Raw genomic sequence first — 17162 nt, forward strand, 5'->3', positions numbered from 1 at the left:
CATAATGGAAATTAACGAAACGCTGTTGCGGCAGATCATCGGCGACGTATTAAACCAGATGCAGACCGGGGACAACCCTATCTCCTTTGCGCCCTCGCCCGCCGCCGGAAACGGCCCTGCTGCCGGCGCCTCCAGAGGCGCCGCAGGCAACGGTATCTCCGCTAACGGCATTCCCGGCGACAACATTCCCGGCGATAAACAGCCCAACGGCTTTTTAACCGTCATCGGCGACGCCAAACCCGGCGCCCGCAAGGATGAAGTGGTCATCGCCGTCGGACCGGCGTTCGGCCTGTCGCAAACCACCAATATCACCGGCGTGCCGCACCAGCGGATTCTGCGGGAGCTGATTGCCGGCATTGAGGAAGAAGGGATCCGCGCCCGGATCATCCGCTGTTTTAAATCCTCCGACGTGGCCTTTGTGGCGGTGGAAGGCAATCGGCTCAGCGGCTCCGGTATCTCGGTGGGCATTCAGTCCAAAGGCACCACGGTTATCCATCAGCGCGGCCTGCCGCCGCTGTCGAATCTGGAGCTGTTTCCCCAGGCGCCGCTGCTGACGCTGGAAACCTATCGCCTGATCGGTAAAAACGCCGCCCGCTATGCCAAAGGCGAATCGCCTGATCCGGTGCCGACCCTCAACGATCAGATGGCCCGACCCAAATACCAGGCCAAGTCGGCGGTGCTGCATATCAAAGAAACCAAATATGTAGTGACGGGTAAACAGCCGCAGGAACTGCGCGTCGCGCTCTGAACGCCGCCATGTCACCTGTCTCAACGTGGACCGCTCCCGGCGGGAGCGAATAAAGGTAACGACGATGAATGCACAAGCAATTGAAACCCTGGTGCGCGACGTGCTGGCGCGCATGAACAGCCAGGATACGGCGCCCGAGGCGGCGGTCCCCACCACGGCGGGCCGCGTTCGCGCCGGCGTGGCGGACTATCCGCTGGCGAATAAACATCCGGAGTGGGTAAAAACCGCCAGCGGCAAAACCCTGGACGATTTGACCCTTGAAGGCGTGCTGAGCGGGAAGGTCACGGCCCAGGACGTGCGCATTACGCCGGAAATACTCCGCATCCAGGCGGATATCGCCCGCGCCGCCGGCCGTGGTTTGCTGGCAATGAACTTTGAACGCGCCGCCGAGCTTACCGCGGTGCCGGATGAGCTGGTGCTGGAAATCTACAATGCTTTGCGCCCTTTCCGTTCCAGTAAAGAAGAACTGCTGGCTATCGCCGATGAGCTGGAGAGCCGCTATAACGCCGCCATCTGCGCCGGTTTCGTGCGTGAAGCCGCCGAACTTTATGTCCAGCGCAAAAAGCTGAAAGGCGACGATTAACCACAGATCACCCACTACAGATCTCCAACTACAGATTTTTAACGACAGGATGACCGGCGGGCGGAGCGACTCATGGTTTATATCGTAGGTGTGGATATCGGCAACTCGTCCACCGAGGCGGCGCTGGCTGAAGTCTCCCCCGGCGGGGAGCCGCGCTTTATCGCCAGTTCATTGACCCAGACCACCGGGATCAAAGGCACCAAACGCAACCTGTCGGGCATTTTGCAAGCGCTGAACAGCGTGGTGGCGCAGGCCGGCATAGCCCTGGGGGATGTGAGCACCATCAGGCTGAACGAAGCGACGCCGGTAATCGGCGATGTGGCGATGGAAACCATCACCGAAACCGTGATAACCGAATCCACCATGATCGGCCATAACCCGAAAACCCCCGGCGGGCTGGGCCTCGGCGCCGGCATTACCATTGGCTTCGGCGAACTGCTGTCCCGTACCCCGGACCAGCCCTATATCGTTGTCGCACCGGCCGAGCTGGATTTCGCCGATATCGCCGCCATGATCAACGCGGCGGTAAAGGCCGGTTTCCGGATTACCGCGGCGATACTGCAACGGGATGACGGCGTACTGGTGAGCAACCGGCTGGATAAACCCCTGCCCATCGTGGACGAAGTGCTGCATATCGACAGGGTCCCGCTGGGCATGCCGGCGGCGGTGGAAGTGGCGGCCCAGGGCAAGGTGATTACCCAGCTTTCCAATCCTTATGGCATCGCTACCGTCTTTAATCTCACCGCCGACGAAACCCGCGCCATCGTACCGGTGGCCCGCTCGTTAATCGGTACCCGCTCGGCGGTGGTGGTGAAAACCCCCAAGGGCGATGTCAAGGCGCGCACCATTCCGGCCGGGCACCTGGAGCTGTATGCCGGTAACCGCATAATCCGCATCGACGTTCACCAGGGGGCGGAAAAAATAATGAGCGCGGTGTCCGCCCTCGGCAGGCTCGACAATGCCGGCGGCGAATCCGGCACCCATATCGGCGGCATGCTGGAGCAGGTGCGCCAGACCATGGCGGAACTGACCAATAAAGAGCCGGCGGCGATAGCTATCCAGGACCTGCTGGCGGTGGATACCTTTGTGCCGGTGAACGTCAAGGGCGGTCTGGCGGGGGAGTTTTTTATGGAACAGGCGGTGGGCATCGCCGCGATGGTGAAATCGGATCGCCTGCAAATGGAAGATATCGCCCGTGCGCTGCAAAGCCAAACCGGAGTACGCGTCGCCCTCGGCGGCGCGGAGGCGGAAGCGGCCATCCTCGGCGCGCTGACCACCCCGGGCACCCGGCCGCCCCTGGCTATTCTTGATTTAGGCGCCGGCTCTACCGATGCCTCGATTATCAATGGCGACCGCCGCATCGTCGCTACCCATCTGGCGGGGGCCGGAGACATGGTAACGCTGCTAATCGATTCGGAGCTGGGGCTGGAACAGCGCCAACTGGCGGAGGACATCAAAAAATACCCCCTGGCCAAAGTGGAGAGCCTGTTTCATATCCGCCATGAGGACGGCAGCGTGCAGTTCTTCGATACCGCCCTGCCCCCGGCGGTGTTCGCCCGGGTGGTGGTGGTCAAGGAGGACGGGTTGGTGCCCCTGCCCGGCGATATGGCGCTGGAAAAGGTCCGGCTGGTGCGCCGCGCCGCCAAGGAGCGGGTGTTTGTCACCAATGCCCTGCGGGCGCTGGCCCAGGTCAGCCCCACCGGTAATATCCGCGATATTCCCTTTGTGGTGCTGGTGGGCGGGTCGTCGCTGGATTTCGAGATCCCGCAGCTGATAACCGATGCCCTGGCCCGCTACGCCCTGGTGGCGGGTCGCGGCAATGTTCGCGGCACGGAAGGACCGCGCAATGCCGTCGCCACCGGTTTGGTACTGTCCTGGAACCGGGAAGGCGCGTCATGAGCCTGACTGAAATGACCCGGCCGGCCATTTTGCTGCTGGCCGATACGGCGGCAAAACGGCCGGGGTGGCGGCAACTACTGCTGGGCATAGAGGAAGAAGGTATTCCTTTCGTCATCAACGACATGGACCAGCAGGCTATGCCGATTGCGGATCGGGCCCATCTGGCCGCATCGGTTTCACCGCTGTCGGTGGGCATCGCAGTGGGCACGGAAGATATCGCGGTGCACGATCCCCATTTGCCCGCCCACCAGCCGCTGTTTGTGCTGACGCGGTATCCAAGCCGCCCGGCGGAGGAAATCCGCCGGCTGGGCTGCAATGCGGCGCGGCTGGTAAAAGGTCTACCGTTCAAATAATACCGGGCAACACGCCTTTTTTGCGTCGCCCTAAACAGGAGAGAAGTGATGAATAACGCGTTGGGACTAATCGAAACCAAAGGTCTGGTGGGCGCCATTGTGGCGGCGGATGCCATGGTCAAATCGGCCAATGTTCAACTGGTGGGCTATGAGAAGATCGGATCGGGCCTGGTCACGGTCATGGTGCGCGGCGATGTCGGCGCGGTCAAGGCGGCGGTGGATGCGGGCGCGGCGGCGGCGGAGGGCGTGGGCAACGTTATTTCCACCCACGTTATTCCCCGGCCCCATTCGGACGTGGAGGGTTTCCTGCCGAAATCCGCTCCGGTATCGGGTGAATAAGCCGGAGGCGGCGGTATGAAAACCTCCCTGGGTTTACTTGAAGTCGCCGGCCTGGCGCTGGCGGTCAAGGCGGCGGACCGCATGGTCAAAGCGGCCGACGTCAAGATAACCGGCATCGAGAGAACCAACGGCTCCGGCTGGATGCTGGTGAGCGTGACCGGCGACGTGGCCTCGGTCAAGGCGGCCATTACGGACGGCGCGGCGCTGGCCCGCCTTGAGCACGGCTGGGTGGCGGACCGGGTGATTGCCCGCCCCGCCGCCGCGCTGGCGAGCTGGATAGCGCCCAAGGGCGCATCCGCGGTTTCGGAACAGGAGACCGTCGATACCGAACCGTCGCCGCCAGGGCCGGCGCCGGCCCACAGCGAGTCGGCGGCCGTTCCCGCGCCGGCGGCCGGCTGTAATCTATGTCATGACCCGGCGTGTACGCGGCGTAAAGGCGAACCCCGCGGGGCATGTCTTCACTATGCGCTTCACCATGCGCAAAGAGGCGACCTGTGATGGAAACCCTGGAACTGCGGTCTCTGGTGGAAAACGTACTGCTCGATATGCAACGGCGGCCCATACCGCTGGGCATCTCGAACCGGCATTTGCATTTATCCCTTGAGGATTACGAGCATTTATTTCCAGGCCGGCCCCTGATTTTTAAAAAGGATTTGTATCAGCCGGGCCAGTTCGCCTCCGAACAGGTGGTTGACCTGGTGGGCCCCAAAGGCCAGCTAAAAAATGTGCGTATTCTCGGCCCGCTGCGCGGCAGGTCGCAGGTGGAAATTTCCCGCACCGATGCCCGTTTGCTGGGCCTTGATGCTCCGCTGCGGTTGTCCGGCGACTTACAGGATACCCCCGGCATCCGGCTGGTGAGCGCCAGCGGCGAAATGGCATTGCCCCATGGCGTCATCGTGGCGCAACGGCATATCCATATGTCGCCCCTGGATGCGCTGCTGTTCGGCGTCAAACAAGGTGATCAGGTGCGGGTTGCGCTGCGTGGAACCGGCCGCGGGCTGATATTCGACGATGTGGCGATTCGGGTGGGCGAGCATATGCGCTTGGAAATGCATATCGACACCGACGAGGCGAACGCGGCGGATGCCGGTGCCGCCGGCGCATCGGCGGTGCTGGTGGGGCGCTGAGCATGGCCGCCGAACTGATGCAGCGGCAGGATGCTACGCCGGGCACGGATGCCGGGCCGGCGCGGGAGCAATGGATAGCGGAATGCGTGGCGCGGGTGATAGCCCGTTTGCAGCTGCGTCGGCACGCCGAACTGGTGCTCACCTTGGCGTCGCTGGCGCGGGAGTGGTCGGATGACGCCCCCCTGGGCCATGCCCGTCTGCGCGTCACGCACACCACAGCGGCTTTTTTGCGCCGGCTGGCCGCCGGCACGGAAGAGGACGCGGCCATGGACGTGCTGCGCCAGGCCTGGCGTTGCGGTTTAATCGTAACCCTGGAGCTCGATCCGGCAGAATTCGGCCGGCTGCCGGTAAGCGGATTGGCGCGCCTGCCGCTGCGTTATTGCACCGCTGACGGCATGGCGGTGCATTTACTGGCCCGCCGGGTGGCCGGCTACGCCGATATCGCAGCCCTGTCGCCGGGTTATCTGGTGCTGGCCCGCGCCGTGCTGCTTACCGCGCTGGCCAGGGACGAGGCAGCTAAACGAGGTCTACAACTTTACAGGCAGGAGTAAACATGCAATTGGCACGCGTTATCGGCTCGGTAGTCTCGACCCAGAAATCCCCTTCGCTGCTGGGCAAGAAATTGATGGTGATCGAACCGGTCAACGCAGACGGTTCCTCTCCCGCCGGCATCTACCAACAGGAAGTGGCGGTGGATTCCGTCGGCGCCGGGGAAGGCGAGATCGTGCTGGTGGCGCGCGGCGCCTCGGCGCGGTGGGTTTTTGCCGAACCGAACCAGGCCATCGATTTGGCCATTGTCGGCATCATCGACAGTTTTGTTCCTTAACGAGGTATAAGGAGCTGGCATGAGCATTTATACCAAAACCGGCGATAACGGCACCACATCCCTTATCGGCGGGCAGCGGCTGAAAAAATATCATCCGCGCGTTGAGGCCTACGGCACGGTGGACGAGCTTAACGCCTGCCTGAGCGTGGCCGCCCGGCAGATGGAGGATCCGCTCAACCGGCAACGGGTGCTGGAGATACAGCATCAGCTGTTCTGGCTGGGGGCCGAACTGGCGGACGCCCAGCCGGAGCAACGGAACGCCGTGGTGCAGCGTATCGGCGCCGAGCACATCGAGCGGCTGGAACACACTATCGATCGCTGCATGACGGCGCTGCCGCCGGTGAGCGGTTTTGTCTTGCCCGGCGATACGCCGGCGGGCAGCCAGCTTCATTTGGCCCGCACCGTGGCGCGGCGGGCGGAGCGGCTGGTGGCGCGGTTGGCGGACGAGGCGACAATCCGCCCTGAAGTGCTGCGCTACCTTAACCGGCTGTCGGATTGCCTCTACGCCCTGGCGCGCAGCGAAGATCAAAACGGGAAAAACGAGGCGGTCATCGGCGAAGTGATGCGGCGCTATCTGGCGGCGGCCGGCGTTGAACAAACCATTGCCGATGGAGAAAGTCCATGGCGTCTCGACAAACCGGGGACCTTTCTGGAAAGCGACGTTATCGCCGGGCCGAATGCCCGGCCCCACGACACATCGCAATCCGGCACGAAAAGCCGCTATCTCACTGAGCAAAGCAGTCCGCTGCCGCCGTCTGCTCCTCTGAGCACATCGGATGGTCCTGATTTCGCCCTGGTGCACGGCCTGATGCGGGCGGTCCTGGACGCGGCGCGGGAGCTGGCGGTGCCGGTGGTGATATCCATCGTCGATCCCCACGGCAATCAGGTTATGACCTATCGTATGCCCGATGCGCTGCTGGCCTCGCTGGAGCTGGCGCCGAAAAAGGCCTTTAGCGCCGTGGCGCTGAAAACCGCCACCCACAATCTCGCTCCGGCGGTACAGCCGGGGGCCGCGCTTTATCAACTAGAAGCCTCGATGGGCGGCAAGATTGTCACCTTCGGCGGCGGCTATCCGCTCTATCGCGCCGGCCGGCTGGTGGGCGGGCTGGGCATCAGCGGCGGAACCGTCGACCAGGACCGGCAAATCGCCCAACGGGCCATCACGCAATGTCATGTGGGGAAAGAGTAATGAATAGCAATGAACTGGAAACGCTGATCCGGACCATCCTGAGCGAAAAGCTCGAACCCGCCCGGCGGGATAATACTACCTCGGCGCTGTTCGATGATGTGGATCAGGCGGTAGGCGCCGCCCGTGCCGCTTTTCTCACCTATCAGCAATGTCCGCTGAAAACCCGCAGCGCGGTGATAGCCGCCCTGCGCCGCGAACTGGCGCCCCATCTGCAAGCGCTGGCGGAACGCGGCGCCGAGGAGACCGGCATGGGCAAGGTGGAGGATAAACTGCTGAAAAACCGCGCAGCGCTGGAAAACACCCCCGGCGTTGAGGACCTGGTGACCACCGCGTTTACCGGCGATGAAGGCATGGTGCTGTTCGAATATTCGCCGTTCGGCGTCATTGGCGCGGTAGCCCCCAGCACCAACCCCACCGAAACCATCATCAATAACTGTATCAGCATGCTGGCGGCCGGCAACACCGTTTTTTTCAGCCCGCACCCCGGCGCCAAAAATGTATCGTTATGGCTCATTGAACAAATTGAAGCCATTATGTTCACCGCCTGCGGTATTCATAACCTGGTGACCTGCCTGCGCGAACCGGGCTTCGAGTCGACGCAGCACATGATGAAACACCCCGACATCGCCCTGCTGGCCGTTACCGGCGGTCCCGGCATCGTCAATATGGCGCTGCACAGCGGCAAAAAGACTATCGGCGCCGGCGCCGGCAATCCGCCGAGCCTGGTGGACGAAACCGCGGTTATCGATAAAGCCGCCCAGGATATCGTCAGCGGCGCGTCGTTTGATTACAACCTGCCCTGCACCGCTGAAAAAAGCCTGCTTGTGGTGGAAAGCGTGGCCAATGCGCTGCTGGCGGAAATGCAAAAATGCGGCGCCATGCTGATAACCGGCGGCGAAAACATCGATAAGCTGCGCCGGCTGGCCATCATCGACGATCACGCCAATAAAGCGGCGGTGGGAAAAAGCCCCGCGGCATTATTGAAAATGGCCGGGCTGCCGGTGCCGGATAAAGCGCCGCGCCTGCTGCTGGCGGAAGTGCCCGCCGATGACCCGCTGGTAATGGTGGAGCAGCTGATGCCGATCCTGCCGGTGGTTCGGGTACGGGATTTCGACGCCGGACTGCAATTGGCGCTGAAGGTTGAAGGCGGCCTGCACCATACCGCCACCATGCATTCGCAAAACGTCTCGCGCCTGAATAAAGCGGCACGGCTGCTGCAAACCTCGATATTTGTCAAAAACGGTCCCTCCTATGCCGGGATTGGCGTCGGCGCCGAAGGTTTCACTACCTTCACCATCGCCACGCCCACCGGCGAAGGCACCACGTCGGCGCGCAATTTCGCCCGCCACCGCCGCTGCGTCCTCACCAACGCGTTTTCAATCCGTTGAGGGCCATACGTTGAGCAAAAAAGGTAAAGCCATGAAACGTTTTTGGATCCCGACGCGGGTCTACAGCGGCACCGACAGCCTGGACCAGCTGGAGCGGTATCGCGGCAAGGACGTCTGGGTGGTGTGCGACGCGTTCCTGGCCCGGAGCGACGCCATAACGCGCCTGACGGCGCATCTGGACGCCGATCGGGTCAGCCTGTTCAGCGATATCATGCCCGATCCCCCCATCACCACGGTGGTGGCGGGAATCAGCCTGCTGCAAGCCATCAAACCGCAGGTGGTGATAGGCTTCGGCGGCGGCTCCGCCATTGACGCCGCCAAAGCCATGGTCTTTTTCGGCCGCAAGCTGGGCATCACCATTGAAACTTTTATCGCGATTCCCACCACCAGCGGCACCGGCTCTGACGTCAGCAGCGCCAGCGTGATAAGCGATCCGGCGCTGGGGGTAAAATATCCGCTGTTCGACGAGGGGATTTATCCCGATATCGCCCTGCTAGACCCCCAATTGACGGTATCGGTGCCTCAGTCAGTGACCGCCAATACCGGCATGGACGTCCTGACCCACGCCATCGAAGCCTATGTCTCCACCGGCGCCAGCGATTTCAGCGATGCGCTGGCGGAAAAGGCCGCCCAACTGGTGTTTCACTTTTTGCCCGCCGCCTGCCGCAAGGGAGATTGCCTGCCATCACGGGAAAGGATGCACAACGCCGCTACGTTGGCCGGCATGGCGTTCAGCCAAGCCGGGCTGGGCATGACCCATGCCATCGCCCACCAGTTCGGCGGCCAGCTGCACGTGGCGCACGGCTTGGCCAATGCATTGCTGTTAACCGAGGTGATCCGCTTTAACAGCCGGGATATCCGGGCGGCGAAAAAATATGCCCGCCTGTCCCGGTTATGCGCGCTGGCGCCCTGGCAAAGCGACGACCGGGCCGCCTTGCAGCAGTTACTCAATCATATTGCCCAGATGAAACGCGAAATCGGCATAGCCCCGTCGTTAAGCGCCTTATCCCTGGGGAGTGAAAAAATACGCCTCGCCAGGCCGGCGATGGTAAGCGCGGCATTACATGACGCTACCCTTGCCACCAATCCGCGTCCGGTAGCGGACGGGGATATCGAGGCGATAATAGACGCCGTTGTTTAGCTCAAAAGCAGGCCAACATGAATACCGATGGTAAAACCGAACGCGTGATTCAGGAATATGTCCCCGGCAAACAAATCACGCTGGCGCATTTAATCGCCAATCCCAATAAAGATATTTATAAAAAGCTCGGCCTGAATGAAGATGACGATGCCATCGGTATTCTTACCATCACACCCAGCGAAGGGTCGATTATTGCCAGCGATATCGCCACCAAGTCCGGTGCGGTAAAAATCGGCTTTATCGATAGGTTTACCGGCGCGGTGATTATTTGCGGCGATGTCTCGTCAGTGGAGTATGCCCTTAAGCAGGTGATATATACCCTGGGGGACGTAATGAAATTCACGCCCTGCCCACTGACCCGGACCTGAGGAATGAAACGTTTGCTGCTGCTGGGACCGAGCCGGTCGGGGAAAACCACCTTATTGCAGTGTTTACGCGGCGAGCCGCTGGTGTACCGGAAAACCCAGTCAATGGTCTATTTGGATGACGCCATCGACAGCCCCGGAGAATATATCGAGCACCGCCATTTCTATAATGCGCTGCTCTCCAGCGCCTATGAAGCCGACGTGGTGGGGCTGGTGCAAAACCTTGACAGTGAAAATGGTTATTTCTCACCCATGTTTGCCACCCTGTTTAATAAACCGGTTATCGGCATCATCACCAAGATGGATATTCCGGTAAGTGAAAAACAGCGGGAATTTATTATTTATCAATTAAAGCAGGCCGGCGCAGATCCGCTTTTCTGCGTATCGGCCACGGGGCGGAAAGGTTTAACGCCGCTGCTGACGTATCTGAAATAATATTTCGGAGCAACAGATGACACACCTTATTTTGGCGGTTAATTCCGGCAGTTCCTCGCTTAAATTTGAATTATTTTCCATGCCGGATGAAATCACCCTGGCTAAAGGGCTGTTTGAACGGTTGGGCACCGGCAGCGCGTTATTTACCCTGCAAGCCGACGGCAATAAATACCGGGTCACCCTGCCCATCAGCAATCATCAGCAGGCGGCGGATTATTTGCTGGATGCGCTGGTGAAGCACGGCATCGTCACCTCCCTGGCAACCATCAGCGGCGTCGGCCACCGCGTCGCCCACGGCGGCGAATATTTCAAGGATTCAGCGCTGATCGACCCGTCGTCGCTGGCGGAAATTGAAAAACTCGGTGATTTGGCCCCCAGCCATAATCCCATCAATGCCCGCGGCATCAGAGCATTTTCCCGGCGGCTGCCGCAGGCGGTAACGGTGGGGGTGTTCGACACCTCGTTTCATCAGACCCTTGGCGAAGCCGGCTATCTCTACCCGCTCCCCTACCGCTATTATGCGGATTACGGTATCCGCCGCTACGGTTTTCACGGCACCAGTCATAAATACGTCGGCGAAACCTGCGCCCGCCTGATGGGCCGGGACAGCCGGCAGTTACGGATGATTTCCTGCCACCTGGGCAACGGCGCCAGTCTGTGCGCTATTCAAAACGGGCTTTCGGTGGCCACCACCATGGGATTTACGCCCCTGGCCGGGCTGATGATGGGCACCCGCTGCGGCGATATCGATCCGTCGATTTTGCCGTTTATCGCCGAACGGGAAAATAAATCTGCACAACAATTGCTTGAGATCATGAATAACCAGTCCGGATTGCTTGGGATATCGGGAATTTCAAATGACTGTCGTGATATTGTAAACGCCGTTACGGCCGGTCATCACCGCGCCGAACTGGCGCTAACCATGTTTACCGATCGGGTCCGCAGCGCTATCGGCGGGTATGCCGCGCACATGGGCGGACTTGACGCGGTCATTTTCACCGCCGGGATTGGCGAAAATTCCGCCGAGATTCGCCGGCGGGTATGCCGTAATCTCGGATTCTTCGGCATCCGGTTGAACGAGGATAAAAATCAGCGCCATGAGACGTTTATTCAGCAGGACGGGGCGCCGGTAACCGTAGCGGTAATCCCCACCCATGAAGAGTTGATGATCGCCCGCGACGTTCTGCGGGTCGGTCTTTGTGAATAATCAGTGCAATAATAGACGGTGCAAATCAAGAGGTGCGGCATGTCGGGTAAGGTTTGGCTGGTGGGCGCCGGTCCGGGCGATCCGGGACTGATGACGGTGATGGGGATGCAGTGTCTGCGCCAGGCGGACGCGGTGGTATACGATCGCCTGGTGAACCCCGTGCTGCTTAAGGAGACCGCCCCTCACTGCGTGTTGATAGACGTGGGCAAGCGAGCCGATCACCACCCGATCCCCCAGGAACAGATTAATGCCATTTTGATAGAACAGGCCGGACTGGGTCGCAAGGTGGTGCGCCTGAAAGGCGGCGACCCCTTTGTCTTCGGGCGCGGCGGCGAAGAAGCCGAAGCCTTGGCCCGCGCCGGCATTGCCTGCGACGTGGTGCCGGGCATTACCTCGGCCATCGGCGGCCTGGCCCGGGCCGGTATCCCGGTTACCCACCGTGATTTCGCCTCGTCTTTCCATGTGATAACCGGCCATCTGCGCGATGGAAAAGATCCCCATAACTGGCGGCTGCTGGCGCAGCTGGAGGGCACGCTGGTTATTTTGATGGGCATGTCGCGACTGGCGGATATTTGCCGGCAGTTGATGGATCACGGACGGGCAGCCGACACCCCGGCGGCGGTGGTGATGAACGCCAGCCATCCCGAACAGCGCATGGTGCTGGCCACCCTGGCGACGCTCCCGGAGCAATCCCGCCTGGCCGGATTGGGGGCGCCGTCGCTGATCGTTATCGGCGAGGTGGCCTCGCTGGCGCTGCTGCAAATGATGTAAGGAGTGTTCTACTATGGCGGATCCCGGTCAGCACGGCGGAAACGTGCTGGAAACGGCGTTAAAACTGGGCATCGATGCAAATTCTCTCACCGATTTCAGCGCCAATATCAATCCCCTCGGTATGCCGGCGCGCCTGCGCGAGGCCTTGGCGGCACAGCTGGCGCTGGCGGAGCGCTACCCAGACCCTTTATACCGCCGCTTGCACCAGCGGCTCGCACGGCATCATGGCTGTCCCGAATCCTGGATACTGGCGGGCAACGGCGCCACGGAGCTTATCTTTGATCTCGCTTGCCTGCTGCGACAGAAAACCGTACTGCTGCTGACGCCGGGCTTTGCCGAATACCGCCGCGCCCTGCAGTGGATGGAGTGCCGCATCGTGGACTATCCGCTGGCGGAGCAAGACGATTTTCGTCCCGATCACCGTTTACTGTCGGCCCTGCGGCCGGGTATTCACGCCCTGTTCCTGTGCACGCCCAATAATCCCACCGGCCAGTTAATCGAACCCGATCTGCTGCTGGCAATCGCCCGGCGCTGTCAGGAACAGAATATTTTGCTGGTAATTGATGAAGCGTTTATGGATTTTATTCCCGACGCTGTCGGCATGATCCCGGAACTGGGTCATTGGCCCAATATCTTCGTATTGCGCTCCCTTACCAAATTTTACGCCATTCCCGGCCTGCGGCTCGGTTATCTGGTGAGCGGCAATAGCCAAGGGATGCAACAATTACGCAGCCGCCGCCCGCCGTGGACCATCAATGCTTTTGCCGCCCTGGCGGGAGAGATGGTGCTGGACGACCGGGAGTATCAGCAGCGCACCCGGCAATGGCTGCGGGAAGAGCAGTCCTACCTGCAGGCGGGACTGCAATCGCTGCCCGAGATAAGAATCTGGCGGCCGGCCGCAAACTATATCTTCCTGCGCTGTCTGCGCCAGGGGTTTGATCTGCAGACCGCCCTGCTGGACTATCGTCTGCTGATACGCAGCTGTGGCAATTATCCCGGACTCACCGCCGACTATTATCGGCTGGCTGTCCGCGGCCATGAGGAAAACCGCCGCCTGCTGGACGCCATGACACGGATTTTCTCCCATGGCTGATGACCATTACCCGCCCGTCCGCGGGGAAATTTCTCATGGCTACGCCCCTTATCCGCCCGTCCGCGAGGGAATTCCCCATGGCTGACGCCCGCTGTCCGGCCTCATGCGGCGAGCTTATCCAGGGCTGGATCGCCGGCGGCGAGAAGCTGATTTCCTGCCCCATCGATTGGTACAGCGAAGTGGAGGTCAGCGAAGGAGAGCCGGCGGCGGACGAACGCCCCCTGAGCCGGCGTATGCTGCAGCAGGTCATCGACTATTTCGGCTATCAAACAGGCGATATTCCTCCACTGCGTATAGACTGCCGCTCCACCATCCCCATCGCCAAGGGGCTGGCCAGCAGTACGGCGGATATTGCCGCCACCGCCATCGCCACCGCCCGCTTTTTGCACCGATCGCTGGATGAATGCCAACTGGCGGATCTCTGCCTGCGTCTGGAGCCCACCGACAGTACGGTATTCCGGGCGCTGACGCTATTCGATCATCGCCATGGCAGCTGCCATATTGCCCACCCATGGTTGCCCGTGCTGGACATAGTGATTCTGGAGAGTGCCGATACCCTCACCACCGCCGCCTTCCATCATCACATCGGCACGGGACAGCTGCGCAGACAAGCCGAACGATTGGATCGCGCCTGGCAACTCTTCCAAACCGCCTATCGCAGCGGGTCCCGCCGAAAACTAGGGGAAGCCGCTACCCTGAGCGCCATTGCCAGCCAACTGCTGCTGCCCAAACCGGCGTTTGATGACCTGCTGCGCGCGGTGGAGCGTCATGACCTGTTCGGCCTGGACGTTGCCCACAGCGGCACGGTGGTGGGACTGCTGCTGGATCCCCAGCGGCATGACCCGGGCCGGCTAATAGCCGAATTGGCGCAAAGCGGCGTTTTGCGGCATTATCCACGCCAGCATGTCACCCGTATGGTGCCGGGCGGGGTACGCTAGGGCTGATAAAAATCGCTTATCAAATTATGCAATTGACAATTATAGGCTCAGTGCATGCTATATTATGCACTTGATGATCCTGATGAAAATTATAATACTAGGAATATTCATTATTCTATTATGGCAAGTAGATATGAATGTTCACGAAAATTCATGGCAGTGATTATTTTTATTATACACACCAACGGAATATTTTATAATCGAACACGTTTTCACGTAGATGACTTCACGAGAGGAATTTTTATGCGATATTACCCCTATGCATATAACAATCCTATCGGCAATAATTGGAAAACAACATGGCATTCTAAGTGTTTGACAAGAAAAGATGATTTATCTGCTATTTTAAGCAATTGACGGCTCATGGGCAAATGATATCTTTCTAATATGCCATTTAGGCCAATTAATACTATACCAGCAGTGTAATATGTTAACCGTAAAAACGATATAGATTCTGGATGAATGAAATACTAAAAATATTTTTTGGATATCAACGGAATCAGTGGGGCATTTTCGATTTAATTTCTCATGAAGACAAATTTTTTCAAGCTCTTATGCTTTAAATTTAGAGGAATTTTATAATGACAAATAAAGATTACCCCTGTAATGGTCGGCCATTCGCAAACCCGCCGGCTAAGCCAGAAAATTTTCGTATTATTGAACGTGGTCAAAATTTCGTGCAGGTACAGTGGACAGCCGGTCAGTATGGCGCGCCCGTTTACAGTTATTCAGTTTTTGTATCGGCTCCGGCAGGCGCCGGTTACCCTCGCATTGTCACAGCCGCCTATCAGAATGCAACCTATGCCAATGTATCGGGTTTATTGCCGAATGTGACCTATTATTTCTATGTTGTGGCCACTGGCTACGATGGCCTATTTAGCCCCCTGTCGGACCCTCTTCAGGTTGTGGCAACATTACCTATCCCTTCTCAACCACCCTATTGCTGGCCCCGCCCACAGCCGCGGCCGCCCTATAACCCGCCGAATCCCGGATGCTGCCCGCCCCCGCGGCCGCCCTATAACCCGCCGAAGCCCGGATACTGCCCGCCTCCGCGGCCGCCCTATAATCCGCCGACTCCCGGATGCTATTCGCCCCCGCGGCCGCCCTATAATCCGCCGAATCCCGGATGCTATCCGCCCCCGCGGCCGCCCTATAATCCGCCTAATCCCGGATGCTGTCCGCCCCCGCGGCCGCCCTATAATCCGCCTAATCCCGGATGCTATCCGCCACCGCGGCCGCCCTATAATCCGCCTAATCCCGGATGCTATCCGCCCCCGCGGCCGCCCTATAATCCGCCGAATCCCGGATGCTGTCCGCCTCCGCGGCCGCCCTATAATCCGCCGAATCCCGGATGCTATTCGCCCCCGCGGCCGCCCTATAATCCCCCGAATCCCGGATGCTATCCGCCTCCGCGGCCGCCTTATAATCCGCCGAATCCCGGATGCTATCCGCCTCCGCGGCCGCCCTATAATCCGCCGAATCCAGGATGTTGTGATCATGATGGCCGAGGCTACTAAGAAACTGTAAGTGGGTAAAAGACGTTATTTTGATCCCGGCTATTATCGCTGCCCCGTAACGGGGCAGCAAATCAGACGCCTAAAAGCGAGGGCGTATTTTGAAAAATACGGATTACTTGAGCGTCCGCGAGGAGACGATGCGGTCAATCTTGCTGATTTTTTTACCATCCCAGATAAATTCATAGTGAGCGCTTTGCTGAACGCTTTTTACCCCCTTCGGGGTGAACAGTCCCCAGCACACCGCGCCCGGCCGTCTGACCGAGCGATAGCGCAGCGTCCTGCAGCCTTGGCTTTTCAAAGACCGCCCCAACGCCCTTGCGGCGCTATAGCTATGGGCATCGTAAACCGGATGGGAAAGCGGTAGCGCCAGCGCATCAATCGCCGGCTCCGGATCAAAGATAAACAGCAGGCTGCGCATCACCATGCGATCATATTTCAAACCGTCGATTAACTGCCAGTAATGTTCCTGATGATAAGTCACCTCCGTCAAGGCGGTAGCCATCTCATCGGCAATATACAACATGCCGTACGAGCCATCGGAAAAGCGGCTACCCAAGGGATTGACATGGGTAAATGGCGCTACCGCATAGGAGCAGCCGGTTATGCCGAAGGGAATATCACCGGCAGGCAAAAAACCCGGCGACCCGGCGCTGTTTCGCAAACGTGGATTCGTCAGCGCCTGCAACTCATAGAGGGTTTCAAACTCCTCCTCATCGGCGACGTCGTCAAACAGCGCGATCGGCGGATATTTTGAATTGATTAAGCGATAACCCCGCTGGCGTTGAACACTCAGCGAGGGAAGAACCACCGGTTGTTCTGTCACCATATGCCGCCACGCAAGGCATCGATATGCTTATAGACTTCGTACAGGGTACCAAAATGGCCAGTGCCAATCAGTTCCAGCGGCGCTTGCCCGTTAAAATAAGGGGTGTGATTTTTCATGGCCATAAAACCGTAGACATTTTCCGGATTTTCAAACAGCGTACGCAGCGCGCCATGAATATTGAGCAGATAACTTATGCGCTCAAACTGATCGTGGCTTAGTTGCGCCGCCGCCGGGTCCTTCCTCAATTTGTAAAAGGACGCTTTAGACATTTGAAGTATGGCCTGCATCTGTTCAGGAGTGCTGCCCCATTTTTCCAAAATGGACATCGCCGTCTTCAAACCGACGGCGGCGGCCCTTTTTTTATCTTGATAGCGCTCTAATTTCTGCGGTATCGCCATGCCATGCCCCCTTTCGTTT

Annotated in this window: 21 protein-coding genes; 19 read left to right on the top strand and 2 right to left on the bottom strand. The window is 59.4% G+C overall.

What is annotated here, in order from left to right:
• Window positions 1-4: 4 nt before the first annotated feature.
• The 19 genes from ACL2XJ_RS22175 to ACL2XJ_RS22265 all read left to right on the top strand — a co-directional run bounded on the left by ACL2XJ_RS22175 (window position 5) and on the right by ACL2XJ_RS22265 (window position 15919).
• Complete coding sequence (locus ACL2XJ_RS22175; RefSeq protein ID WP_132921501.1) at window positions 5-748, top strand: propanediol/glycerol family dehydratase medium subunit; 744 nt, start codon at window positions 5-7, stop codon at window positions 746-748.
• Between the two features lie 64 nt (window positions 749-812).
• Entirely contained in the window at window positions 813-1331 is a 519-nt protein-coding gene (pduE, locus tag ACL2XJ_RS22180; protein ID WP_132921500.1) for a propanediol dehydratase small subunit PduE, read from the top strand.
• A gap of 72 nt (window positions 1332-1403) precedes the next feature.
• Entirely contained in the window at window positions 1404-3230 is a 1827-nt protein-coding gene (locus ACL2XJ_RS22185; protein WP_413724515.1) for a diol dehydratase reactivase subunit alpha, read from the top strand.
• Window positions 3227-3583, top strand: coding sequence for a glycerol dehydratase reactivase beta/small subunit family protein (locus ACL2XJ_RS22190; protein ID WP_413724516.1), 357 nt, complete (start codon window positions 3227-3229; stop codon window positions 3581-3583). Before ACL2XJ_RS22185 ends, ACL2XJ_RS22190 begins: the two co-directional genes overlap by 4 nt.
• 48 nt (window positions 3584-3631) lie before the next feature.
• A complete protein-coding gene (gene pduA, locus ACL2XJ_RS22195; protein WP_132921497.1) occupies window positions 3632-3922 on the top strand; it encodes a propanediol utilization microcompartment protein PduA in 291 nt (96 codons plus the stop codon).
• Window positions 3923-3937: 15 nt separating this feature from the next.
• On the top strand, window positions 3938-4420 hold the full coding sequence (locus ACL2XJ_RS22200; protein ID WP_413724517.1) for a BMC domain-containing protein: 483 nt from the start codon (window positions 3938-3940) through the stop codon (window positions 4418-4420).
• Window positions 4420-5049, top strand: coding sequence for a phosphate propanoyltransferase (locus ACL2XJ_RS22205; RefSeq protein ID WP_413724518.1), 630 nt, complete (start codon window positions 4420-4422; stop codon window positions 5047-5049). Before ACL2XJ_RS22200 ends, ACL2XJ_RS22205 begins: the two co-directional genes overlap by 1 nt.
• A 2-nt stretch (window positions 5050-5051) precedes the next feature.
• Window positions 5052-5600 (top strand): PduM family microcompartment protein, encoded by a 549-nt coding sequence (pduM, locus tag ACL2XJ_RS22210; protein WP_132921494.1) that lies wholly within the window; start codon window positions 5052-5054, stop codon window positions 5598-5600.
• A gap of 2 nt (window positions 5601-5602) precedes the next feature.
• Window positions 5603-5875, top strand: a complete 273-nt coding sequence (locus tag ACL2XJ_RS22215; protein WP_132921493.1) for a EutN/CcmL family microcompartment protein — start codon at window positions 5603-5605, stop codon at window positions 5873-5875.
• Between the two features lie 19 nt (window positions 5876-5894).
• Window positions 5895-7064, top strand: a complete 1170-nt coding sequence (locus ACL2XJ_RS22220; RefSeq protein WP_413724519.1) for a cob(I)yrinic acid a,c-diamide adenosyltransferase — start codon at window positions 5895-5897, stop codon at window positions 7062-7064.
• Complete coding sequence (locus ACL2XJ_RS22225) at window positions 7064-8452, top strand: aldehyde dehydrogenase family protein (protein ID WP_413724520.1); 1389 nt, start codon at window positions 7064-7066, stop codon at window positions 8450-8452. Before ACL2XJ_RS22220 ends, ACL2XJ_RS22225 begins: the two co-directional genes overlap by 1 nt.
• A 31-nt stretch (window positions 8453-8483) precedes the next feature.
• Window positions 8484-9593 carry a 1-propanol dehydrogenase PduQ gene (locus ACL2XJ_RS22230; RefSeq protein ID WP_413724521.1) on the top strand — a complete coding sequence of 370 codons (1110 nt, stop codon included), beginning with the start codon at window positions 8484-8486 and terminating at the stop codon, window positions 9591-9593.
• 17 nt (window positions 9594-9610) lie between these two features.
• Window positions 9611-9961, top strand: coding sequence for an ethanolamine utilization microcompartment protein EutS (gene eutS, locus ACL2XJ_RS22235; RefSeq protein ID WP_132921489.1), 351 nt, complete (start codon window positions 9611-9613; stop codon window positions 9959-9961).
• A gap of 3 nt (window positions 9962-9964) precedes the next feature.
• Entirely contained in the window at window positions 9965-10393 is a 429-nt protein-coding gene (locus ACL2XJ_RS22240) for a EutP/PduV family microcompartment system protein (protein ID WP_132921488.1), read from the top strand.
• Window positions 10394-10409: 16 nt separating this feature from the next.
• On the top strand, window positions 10410-11600 hold the full coding sequence (locus tag ACL2XJ_RS22245) for an acetate/propionate family kinase (protein WP_413724522.1): 1191 nt from the start codon (window positions 10410-10412) through the stop codon (window positions 11598-11600).
• A 39-nt stretch (window positions 11601-11639) separates the two neighbouring features.
• On the top strand, window positions 11640-12371 hold the full coding sequence (cobA, locus tag ACL2XJ_RS22250; protein WP_132921486.1) for a uroporphyrinogen-III C-methyltransferase: 732 nt from the start codon (window positions 11640-11642) through the stop codon (window positions 12369-12371).
• 13 nt (window positions 12372-12384) lie between these two features.
• The gene (gene cobD, locus ACL2XJ_RS22255) at window positions 12385-13464 is read left to right on the top strand and encodes a threonine-phosphate decarboxylase CobD (protein WP_413724523.1); all 1080 of its coding nucleotides are present in this window, start codon (window positions 12385-12387) and stop codon (window positions 13462-13464) included.
• A 77-nt stretch (window positions 13465-13541) separates the two neighbouring features.
• Window positions 13542-14402: a GHMP kinase gene (locus ACL2XJ_RS22260; RefSeq protein WP_413726941.1), complete on the top strand. Its 861-nt coding sequence runs from the start codon at window positions 13542-13544 to the stop codon at window positions 14400-14402.
• 581 nt (window positions 14403-14983) lie between these two features.
• On the top strand, window positions 14984-15919 hold the full coding sequence (locus ACL2XJ_RS22265) for a fibronectin type III domain-containing protein (RefSeq protein WP_413724524.1): 936 nt from the start codon (window positions 14984-14986) through the stop codon (window positions 15917-15919).
• Between the two features lie 112 nt (window positions 15920-16031).
• Here the strand turns inward: ACL2XJ_RS22265 and ACL2XJ_RS22270 are convergent, their stop codons facing one another.
• Both ACL2XJ_RS22270 and ACL2XJ_RS22275 read right to left on the bottom strand, forming a co-directional pair.
• A complete protein-coding gene (locus ACL2XJ_RS22270; protein WP_413724525.1) occupies window positions 16032-16745 on the bottom strand; it encodes an RES family NAD+ phosphorylase in 714 nt (237 codons plus the stop codon).
• Complete coding sequence (locus ACL2XJ_RS22275; protein ID WP_132921481.1) at window positions 16739-17143, bottom strand: MbcA/ParS/Xre antitoxin family protein; 405 nt, start codon at window positions 17141-17143, stop codon at window positions 16739-16741. The genes ACL2XJ_RS22270 and ACL2XJ_RS22275 overlap by 7 nt, the downstream gene beginning before the upstream one ends.
• Window positions 17144-17162: the final 19 nt, after the last annotated feature.

The organism is Sodalis sp. RH16 (assembly GCF_047324245.1).
Taxonomy (GTDB): Bacteria; Pseudomonadota; Gammaproteobacteria; order Enterobacterales; family Enterobacteriaceae; genus Acerihabitans; species Acerihabitans ligni.